Source organism: Psychrobacillus vulpis (assembly GCF_006861825.1).
GTDB classification, from domain to species: Bacteria; Bacillota; Bacilli; order Bacillales_A; family Planococcaceae; genus Psychrobacillus; species Psychrobacillus vulpis.
In genome coordinates this window covers 1-9,632 of sequence record NZ_VDGI01000037.1, presented here as the reverse complement: position 1 = coordinate 9,632, position 9,632 = coordinate 1, and the positions used below count along the sequence as shown (strand labels likewise).

The following is a 9,632-nucleotide window of genomic DNA, read 5'->3' as shown; positions in this document are numbered from 1 at the left end:
TGTCTACGCTTAAAGGCTAATGTTACCATTAGCCCTCCAAGACTCGCTACGAGTGAATGGCTAGTTCTTTCTCGACGGGAATCCCACCCGCTATATGATACGACCTAGGCTCGGCCGCACACCTGCTCCTTTAGTTAAATAAGAAAAAAGAGCTGTCCAAACAGCTCAATGATCTTCAAGTAAAGCCTCAGTAGTTTAAGTACAATCATTCACAATCTCAATTTACTTTTTTTAAGTCAGCTTTACTTATTGAATTCCCAGTAATTTCAAAGAATAGTTCTTTATTATTGCCCAATTCAAGTTTAATTTTTTTATCTATTGGGATTACATCATCATTATTTTCTATGTTGTTATTATTTAAGATTGAAACTACCATTGTAGCCTCGCCATCTAACTTGAAGTCTTCTTCGAGAAATTCAAACATAAGTGATTGACCTTTTTTAATTTCAGAGCCGTCAGCATTAACACTTGTTGGTGAATGTCCTAAAATATTTACTTTCACTCCATAGATATCAAAATTAGCATTGTTTTCTATATTAATTATCATATTTTCATTGTTCGGTTTAATTGAGTCTCCAGAAGTACCCTTACAAGCAGATAAAATAATTAATAATAAAACTGTCACTGATAATGACAATATTCTCTTCATTTTCCCATCCCCTTATTTCGATTTACTTTTTATACAGACGAAATAAAATGGAAATCGTTCCCTAATGTGTACTTTACTTTCAATTCAAGTAAATTGCTGCGTTAGTACAAGATAAGCTGCCATATCGACGATCTCCTAATTGTGTTAAAGTACTCGTTAGCTTAATAAGGAATTTTTGTTACTCCTCTTCACTATCAAGAAAATAACCATCAAATTCTTCGTGTAAAGTAACTTCTTTTTGTAGTGACTCATTAGGCTCTCTTTCCACTAAATCAATTAAATAATTATCAGCGAGTTCATCGCCACCATCAATCATAACTAAAATCGAGTGAATTGCACCTTGAAGAACTTCACTTTGAACTTTATGAAAAGCATTTAATTCTTCCTGTGATGTGAGTTTTGTTTGAAGAATTTTATACTCGTCTTCATAATCAGACCAGATTAAATCTGTATTAGGATTTAAGCCATCAACGGCTGTTTTTGTCCAGTAATCCTTTATATTTTTTAAGTTTTGTAAAAGTAATTTTTGTTTTTGTGTTGAGATAATAAAGTCGTTTAATTTTATCATTATAAAACCAATACCCTTCCAACGATGAAATGATTGGAAGGGTATTAAAGTTATTTAATTTTTAATTGCATTCATGATTATTGTTATAAAACTGAATAATAAAGTTGTTTAATTCGAGAGCGAATTTTTACGCTTAGCCCCCAATTATAGAGTAAATTTCCCACCATGATAACAATAGTAAGTTTCAGCTTTAAGATTTTTAACCTTACCCAAAGACTGTTCTGCTTTCTCAACATTTAAACAAAAGTGTGGATTAGCAATTACCAATTCATGATTCTCATGAACAGCAGCATCACCTGTAATTACACTTTTTAAACTTGGAAAATATAACGAAATATGCCCTGAAGTATGCCCTGGTGTTGCTATTACTCTACATTTGTTATCTAGAATCATATCACCATCATGTACCTTTTCATCAATTGAAACATGCTTCAAATTCTTTAATTGCTGTATAAACCATTTACCAAATTCAATTTCTTCATTTGGCATATTTTCTAGCATTTCTTCGGCTTGAACCAACCTCTCTGACTTCATTTCACCACTAATGTATTTTGATTCAATTTCACTAGCTATAATGTTAATCCAAGGATACTTTTCTTTAAAATCATATAAGGAACCTATATGATCATCATCATAGTGAGTAATGATTATATTCTTTAAATTCTTCATTTCATATCCATTTATTAATATTTCTTTTTCAATTAAAGTTAAAAAATTTGTATACCCTGTATCGACCAAGGTTAGTTCATTATTCAATATTATTAAGCTAGGATAAATGTAATTTTTCTGTCCATTAAATTCAAATTCAATTGGTAGTTCTAATATCTTCATTTTCTTCCTCCATACTGCTCGTTTGTGAAACATTCGATAACCGAATATTCTATACATTCATTATACATGACGATATGAAACCTTTCATCTCGTCCCAATTTTCATTTTTTTCCGACTTTATTTATTTTTAAACAACTTTATTATAGAAAGTGACAATATCGTCACTTCTTTGTTTCATTTGTAACCATAATGGAAGGCTACTATTTTCTATTTCTAGTAAAATGTAAAAAAAGAAGAAAATTAGGAGGAATTCTAAGATGAAAGCATTAAAGATAGCAATTGGATCCCTGGTTGTTGCAGTTATAATAATATTGTCTATGTCTCTTTTGGTTAAGAACGAACTTGCAGATATGTTAAACCCTTTTATTCATCAAAAGGATGTTTTCGTAAAGATTGATCAAACTGGAAAAAAGATTGATCAAACAACATTCGAGTATGCCTTAGAAGGAGTTAATGAAGATGGCAAGAAAATAAGGATTACTTTCACTGCTAGTAAACAATTACAGGAGGGGGCATACTTAAAAGTTGATACAAAAAGAACTTATGTGAAAGCTTGGGAAGAGGTGCAGCTGAATGATATGCCTTCCGTTGTTCGAGATAAGCTCAAATAAGACTATGGAATTTGGTCATAGTGCATTTTATTATATGCATTTTTTGTTAGAGTGACGTACTATGGTCGTACTGTGTATTAAATAATGATCGTATATTGTCCACCCATGTGTCATATCTCAAACTTCATGTATCAAATGGACTTAGCATTAATTACTTCCCATAAATAATGAAACTTAAGAGGGATTTCTTAATTGGGTGTAGAAAAAAATATGTGCAAACAAAAACAAAATACAGGAGGCTATTATGACTAAATTAATTTCACATATTGCTACACTGGAAATACCAGTTACTAATTTAAAAGAATCTGTAGAGTTTTATATCGATATTCTTGGTGCCGAAGTCCACTTTCAAGGTGAAAAAAATGCTATGCTTACTATGAAATCAAAAGGAGTTCCAACGATTTTCTTGGTTGAAACTGAAGAAATTATTGGATTATCATTTAGAAATACAAATACTGATATCGTTCATAGCATGATTGACTTTTATACTCCTTCCTTAAAAGAATTATATGAGTGGCTTCAAGGAAAACAAGTTGAAGTTGGTACTTTAAATATACAAGGTGAATTTGGTGGTTTTGGATTTAAAGATCCTTCTGGAAATTGGTTAAGTGCCTGTAATATCCTTCATCCAGAACAGTAAAAATTATTTTTTTATACTCTTTAAGTTACAGGCGCAATTTTTTTGCGCCTTTCTTTCTACTACACATAATGTGTCAAGTGTGACATAAAAATTTATACATTACATCCAATATAGCTTGCTGAACTCATATTTACTTTCTCCTTTTATCCTCACTAATTTTTACATAGTTGTTGAACTAACCTCCCTCTATAAACATTGAAGTATCAACGGTTTTCATCACTTCTTTATATAGAAAAATATTTTTTTATCTCTTTTATAAGAAGAGAATTGAATTTATAGTTTTTATTGTCAAATAGAGCGTACGCTTCGCTAAAACTAATGGAAATCATTAGCTTTTTTCTCCAATATTTCGATGCACAATGGATCTCTGCGATGCTTATGACGACGTACCCTCCCATGTCTCTTAGCGTCAACGCGCTTACATTCCTTCGTTCGGTCTATTCATAAGGCAGAGGCCTGCTAAGCTGCCCCGGGGACTCATAGTCTAAGTTTAGTTATGTTGCTGGCTTCTCCGTGTCATCCTTCTTGTTATAGTTCGATGAAAAGAATATGTTTACGCTGCCTCTGCGAGACAGTAGAGGTCTTTCATCATATGTTTCTCGTTAAAACGGACATTCTTTTTACAAATACCATGTAATACCTTCAGTAATTTACCACACAGTACCACCATTGATTGCTTTCCACGTAAGGGATTTTGTTTCCTTGTGGTGTAGTATTCGTGAAGTTGTTTGAAAGCTAGGTTATGCCGAATCAAAGGAACAATCACTTTGAAAAGGATATGTCTAAGTCTCTTACGTCCACGTTTTGATATATGTTTTTGACCCTTATGTTGACCAGATGAGTTTTCACGTAATGTTAGTCCCGCTAGTTTAATGAGTTGGCGTGGATTTTCGTAAAGTGAAAAGCTCCCTACTTCGGAAAGTAGATCAACAATCGTCGCATCACCTAAACCTGGTACTGACGCGAGTAGGTCATATTCCATCGTTGTCTTTGCCATTTCAGTTAATTGGTCATTCACTGCTTCGATTTCAGCTTCTAATAAGCGAAACTGACGTAGGAGTGTGGCGATTTCATGTTTGGCCATCTTTTGTCCTTCTGTCAGTCCAATAGAATTTATAGCCTTTTCAATGAGTAGCTTAGCTTTTGGTAGTTGTGGAGCTCTCATCCCCCCTACCTGACGGTAGAGAAATACAAGTTCTTCCGCGGTTTTCCCTTGAATCTCCTGTGGCATTGGTGTAATTTCTAATGCAGTAAGTGCCATTTTTCCGAAAGAAGGAAAGACTTGAGTGAATTCAGGAAAATATCGATCGAGCCAACGAATGATTCGATTTTTAATACTTGCTAGATCCTCCGTTAACTTTGTTCTAAGAGTAGAACCAATCCGTAGTTCAGCTTCTATTTCTTTTAATATTCGTGGATAGCTAAAGCGTCCATCTTTCAATAACCGTGCGATGACTAATGCATCTTTTTTATCGTTCTTTGTCGGTAAATTATCATCTAGTTCTTTCGAGCGTTTGACGTGCATCGGATTCACCATGACCAGTGAAATGCCATATTGATCTAAGAAATAGGCTAAGTTCATCCAGTAGTGACCTGTCGGTTCAATGCCGACGATTACTTCCGTTTTCTGTGTTTCCAGCATCGTTTGTCTAATCTTTTCATACAAACTTTCGAATCCTTCTTTTGATTGATGTACAGCAAATGCTTTTTTTATCACGCGTCCTCGTTCATCAACAAAGCAGGCGTAATGCACATGCTTAGCTATGTCCATACCAACGACGAGTGTATTTTCAGTTACTTGATTAATTTTGTTATTCATTTTAGAATGCATTTAGGAGTCCTCCTTGTAGATGATGGGTCAATGGTCGTTGACACTCAGCATCATACTAGAGGGCTCTTTTTTCTGCAAGACCTCGAACATCTTTCAAACAGGAATGCTGCCCCGTTAGTTAAAAAGCGTTAGTTTTCCAAGAGTGTAAGTGTTTCTAAAAGAAAAATTATTTTTTCTCTGACACTATCCAATTCATTAATTAATCTTCTTCTCTCTTCATAAATTTCACTCCAAATAAATAGAGAGTCTAATCCTAATTTTGATTTCTTTAAATCATAATAAAACCTTTTAAAATTAAGTATATTTTCTTTCCATTCTTCATCCGTCATTTGGTTGTTTAAATAGTCTTGCTCCAAAATATTAACTCCATTTTTTAAACTCTTATATAAGTATTTCGTACTTCCCCCATCTGAAATAGATCCTTTCAATAAAAAATTTTCTAATTCATGAAGATATTTAATCAGATTTCCTATTGTATTATTCAAAATACTCCTCCCAAATATTTAAATCTAAATGATTACTTTAGTATTAACTTCAACTAACCTGCCCGCTAGTTGAAGAAGCTATTGTCTTTTTAATATATACTTTTGTGGAGAACCGTACGCCTGTTCACCTTGATAGTAAGCTAATTTATTTGGTATGCAAGAAATTATAAACGGCATTCCAGACCAAATTAAATCCTCTAAGGCTTTTATTAGTGGCAATTCTTCTCCGTCAATATAACTGTTTAACGATGTCATTACATAGCACATATTACCAGCGCCTTGTTTTTTCAACAACTTTTCAATTTCTTCAGGGTCTGAATTCGGTTTAGGTATTTCAAACATTAATTCTGTACGAATGAAATTGTTTCTTCTTCCAAAGACATCATTGCGTTTTTGAGGTGAAGCAAGTTCGAATAGTACTCTTTCCTGAACTCTTTTAACGAAAAATGTTTTAACAATTATTTCTTCAATTTCTTTATTCATTTAAACCCCTCACAATTTTTATTTAACGATAAATACCCACCCATTGTAAGTATAACTTCTTCAACTAACCTGCCCCTTTAGTTTAAGTAAATGGAAAGATTAGTTACCTTTTTAAATAATCTTCTAATTCTTGTTCAATTGCTTCATTACTTACCTTTTCTATCTCTTCATCTATAACGTTAAGGTGTTTAGAAATACTTAATAGAATTATGATATCAATCAGTGCAATTCCTCCGACGCTGGTGCGGAAAATGGTCCAATGCCTTGTCAGATTCCCCAGCCGCCCTAATTTGGTACTAATAGTACTGTTCTATTCATATTCTTAAAAATGAAAACAATACAAAGGAGTGTAAAGTTAATTGATAAAAGTTAACGTTAGTTTACGACCCATTGTAAATAAGATGAATTTACCCACAGTTTTGAAAACAACTATGCTTCCGGGTGACTCAATTGAAAGATTATTTATTGCAACCCAGGTAGGAGAGATCTTTTACATAGGAAACGGAGTTATAAAGACTTTTTTAGATATTCGCCCGCGAATCATTAAACTAGGTGTTTCTGGTGGTGGATATGATGAACGGGGATTGCTAGGGCTAGCGTTTCATCCCGAATTTTATTATAACGGTCTGTTTTATCTTCATTATTCAGTAGCTGGAACACAAGGTCCAGGTGCTCTTCCTAATTCAGAAGCTGCAGAACGAGGCCAAAATGGTCTTCCTGAATTTTTTCAGCCTAATCCCTGTGACCCCAGAACCTTAAACCTAAAGTGGATAAATAGAGAAACTCAATATGATCATATTGATACAGTTGAAGAATGGATTTTACACTCCAATGTTCAACCACAAAAACGACGGACATTACTTAACTTAAGAAGACCATTTTTTAATCATAATGGTGTCAATAGCTTAAACTTTTCACCTGAAACTGGAAAACTTGTTTTAACAACCGGAGATGGTGGATCAGGCTATGATCCATTTAATTTAAGTCAGGATGATATGGAAATCGCTGGTAAAATAATTGAAATTGATGTAGTTAAGAATACATTTATGTATAATCCACCCGTAGTCACGCGTTTTAATGAACTTCCTGCACCTATTCAGGAAACGCTTACGGTGATTGCCAAAGGGGTTCGCAATATACCCGGCATTTCATTTCAAAGGTTTTATAATCAGTATATCAAATATGTGGGAAATGTCGGACAGGATTTGGCAGAGTCGATTTTTTCATTCATTCATTATAAACCAATATCTGTTACTCAGCTTATTCAAGCTTCTTTAATGAAAACTGAACCTGACCAAGAAGAATTTATTAACTTTGGCTGGAGAGGATGGGAAGGTGCTTTTCCTACTTCGATTATAAGGGGCTGCTCTGCAAAGCCAACTTTGGATGAGAAAACAATTGCTTATTACAATGAAGCAGTAAAATCTTCAGTGCGGCGTCTTCAGCCACTAACTAGTTATTTTCATAAAGATTCGCGACCTGATAAGTTTGGAGGAACAGCACTTACAGGGGTCCAGTCATATGTGGGGAATGGAATTCCCGATTTAACGGGAAGCGTTGTGTTTACCGATTTTGCCCGGGATGAAGAGTCTCTACCTCCGGTTAGAGGGGTTTTAGCTTTTACCAGGGTAAGAACAGATGGTAAACTAAATGATTTTAGTGTTATTAATACCGATTATAATTTTGGGTCTCAATCAGCTTATTATGTTAGTTTAGGAACGAATCTGGATCAAACCAGACTATATTTAGGGGTTTATGGCTCTATGAATGTGACCGATTATAACCAAGGTACTGTTTTTGAAATTATTCCATGATGCATAACTATAAAATTCCGCAATAAATACTAGATAATCTCTTTCTAGTATTTATTGAGGAATTTGGCAGTGTGGAACTCGATATGAGCCGCGGCATTGGAGAGTCACTAAGTTATAACGGTCTTCAATTTTTTAAAAAAGAATAATGCCATCTCAACCCATAACCAGTTATAAAGGAAAGAAAATATAAAAATACTTCCTGCTGAAAGGAATGAAAAGGAATCGGATACAGCTGGACCAAGTAAGGGAAAGTGGAAAATATATAGTAGACTCATAATACCTATCGTTAAGAGAATGGCACCAACAAAAATAATGCTTAATCTCTTCTTGAAAAAGGAAAAAGCTGCACCTATACCAATTCCTAACAATCCTGTTGTAAAAGGAAAAATGACTAGTTCACTTGGAAACAGAATGAATAGCAACAGGATGGTAAGAAAATAAGACATCACTCCCATCTGAAGGGAAAACATAGCACCAATCAAAATGGGTAAAGTGGCAAATGGGCTGATAAAATATCCGATCCCTGGTAAAAATCCACCAGCTACCTGTAGTACAGCAGCTATACAGGCGAGAAAACATCCTAAAACAAGCCTCTTCGCTTTTGTATGTTTACGAAATTCTAATTGGGCAAATCGAACATCATCTGAAATTGATTTTAAAAAACACATCGGTCCACCTCATTTCTTGCTTATTCAATGGAAACACTTCCTATGGGTACAGCTTATGCTATCTATACAGGGATTTGTGCTTCTGGTGGAACAATTTTAGGCATGTTATTTTATGGCGAATTAAACGACTGGAAAGACTTGTTTTTATAGTATTAGGTGCTGCAGTAGGACTAAAACTCGTCTCATAAAAGAGTTTTCATTTTCTAGTAAGAAGATAATCTGTTTTAATAATGGATTATCTTCTTTATTTTTATTCTAATTGAACTTACCTGCCCCGTTAGTTGAAGTAGAAAGTTCTAACTTCTGTTTGCATCATCAATTGCAGAGTTTAAAGTACTCTCCCACCAAACATCCTTATTCCCGTTTAGATAATTTTTTATCAGATTCCTAAATGGGTATGGTTGTAAATTTTTTGTATCCAATTCATCTGCATTACACCAGATAAATTTAAGATGAGGTTCACTTGATTTTGGGTTAAAACTTGTTGTTAATTCATCGTTTGTAACCTGAAATACTTGATTTATTTCGCAATGTAATATGCCTTTTTTCTCCCACTTGTGTTCTACTAACCCAAGTAAACTACCCACTGTACAGCTAATTCCTAATTCTTCTTCAATTTCTCTTATTAGTGCATCTTTTGCACTTTCGCCAAATTCAATGTGACCACCGGGTAAAAATGTATTTGGATATCCAGTGGCTTGTGCAAGTAAAACTTTATTATCTTTTATAAAGATTCCCCTTGCTAAATGATGAAATGGATTAGGCAATAATTTCTCCCCCCTGCAATATGATTATTTTAACTGCATTTGTTATTTATTCTGTAGCCCAGTTATTAAACCTTCAAATTTTGGATAGTCCTTCTAATACTAACCTGCCCCGTTAGATCAATAAGAAAAAAGAGTTGCCTAAGCAACCCATGATCTTTAACTAGTCGAGTAGAAGGGAACCTCTCTACCTTGCGGTAGATTGTGTTCCTCCCCCCTCACAGAACCGTGCTTGCGCTATTTACGCACACGGCTCTTCCAAGTCACCATTCACAAAATGTAGCCTAA

At 34.3% G+C, this 9,632-nt stretch carries 11 protein-coding genes and 1 pseudogene; 4 read left to right on the top strand and 8 right to left on the bottom strand.

Annotation, left to right across the window (positions count from 1 at the left end; genetic code table 11):
- Positions 1–217: 217 nt before the first annotated feature.
- From FG384_RS18975 to FG384_RS18965, 3 genes are all read right to left on the bottom strand, one after another.
- Complete coding sequence (locus FG384_RS18975; protein ID WP_142644255.1) at positions 218–649, bottom strand: hypothetical protein; 432 nt, start codon at positions 647–649, stop codon at positions 218–220.
- A 178-nt stretch (positions 650–827) separates the two neighbouring features.
- On the bottom strand, positions 828–1,217 hold the full coding sequence (locus FG384_RS18970) for a histidine kinase (protein ID WP_142644254.1): 390 nt from the start codon (positions 1,215–1,217) through the stop codon (positions 828–830).
- A gap of 144 nt (positions 1,218–1,361) precedes the next feature.
- Entirely contained in the window at positions 1,362–2,048 is a 687-nt protein-coding gene (locus FG384_RS18965) for an MBL fold metallo-hydrolase (protein ID WP_142644253.1), read from the bottom strand.
- 257 nt (positions 2,049–2,305) lie between these two features.
- On the opposite strand from FG384_RS18965, the gene FG384_RS18960 reads away from it, so the two are divergent.
- Positions 2,306–2,659: a YxeA family protein gene (locus FG384_RS18960; protein WP_142644252.1), complete on the top strand. Its 354-nt coding sequence runs from the start codon at positions 2,306–2,308 to the stop codon at positions 2,657–2,659.
- Positions 2,660–2,903: 244 nt separating this feature from the next.
- Positions 2,904–3,299 carry a VOC family protein gene (locus FG384_RS18955; RefSeq protein WP_142644251.1) on the top strand — a complete coding sequence of 132 codons (396 nt, stop codon included), beginning with the start codon at positions 2,904–2,906 and terminating at the stop codon, positions 3,297–3,299.
- A 553-nt stretch (positions 3,300–3,852) separates the two neighbouring features.
- On the opposite strand, the gene FG384_RS18950 is transcribed toward FG384_RS18955, so the two are convergent.
- The 3 genes from FG384_RS18950 to FG384_RS18940 all read right to left on the bottom strand — a co-directional run bounded on the left by FG384_RS18950 (position 3,853) and on the right by FG384_RS18940 (position 6,098).
- A complete protein-coding gene (locus tag FG384_RS18950) occupies positions 3,853–5,130 on the bottom strand; it encodes an IS110 family RNA-guided transposase (protein WP_142644250.1) in 1,278 nt (425 codons plus the stop codon).
- Positions 5,131–5,258: 128 nt separating this feature from the next.
- Positions 5,259–5,615, bottom strand: coding sequence for a hypothetical protein (locus FG384_RS18945; RefSeq protein WP_142644249.1), 357 nt, complete (start codon positions 5,613–5,615; stop codon positions 5,259–5,261).
- A 78-nt stretch (positions 5,616–5,693) separates the two neighbouring features.
- On the bottom strand, positions 5,694–6,098 hold the full coding sequence (locus FG384_RS18940; protein ID WP_142644248.1) for a hypothetical protein: 405 nt from the start codon (positions 6,096–6,098) through the stop codon (positions 5,694–5,696).
- Positions 6,099–6,457: 359 nt separating this feature from the next.
- Between FG384_RS18940 and FG384_RS18935 the strand changes: the two genes are divergently transcribed.
- Complete coding sequence (locus FG384_RS18935; protein WP_142644247.1) at positions 6,458–7,912, top strand: PQQ-dependent sugar dehydrogenase; 1,455 nt, start codon at positions 6,458–6,460, stop codon at positions 7,910–7,912.
- 107 nt (positions 7,913–8,019) lie between these two features.
- Here FG384_RS18935 and FG384_RS18930 read toward each other — a convergent pair whose 3' ends face one another.
- A complete protein-coding gene (locus tag FG384_RS18930) occupies positions 8,020–8,580 on the bottom strand; it encodes a YybS family protein (protein ID WP_142644246.1) in 561 nt (186 codons plus the stop codon).
- A 12-nt stretch (positions 8,581–8,592) separates the two neighbouring features.
- On the opposite strand from FG384_RS18930, the pseudogene FG384_RS18925 reads away from it, so the two are divergent.
- Positions 8,593–8,768, top strand: a pseudogene (locus tag FG384_RS18925) (DMT family transporter); the annotation flags it as partial.
- 108 nt (positions 8,769–8,876) lie between these two features.
- Here FG384_RS18925 and FG384_RS18920 read toward each other — a convergent pair.
- Complete coding sequence (locus tag FG384_RS18920; protein WP_142644245.1) at positions 8,877–9,347, bottom strand: NUDIX domain-containing protein; 471 nt, start codon at positions 9,345–9,347, stop codon at positions 8,877–8,879.
- Positions 9,348–9,632: the final 285 nt, after the last annotated feature.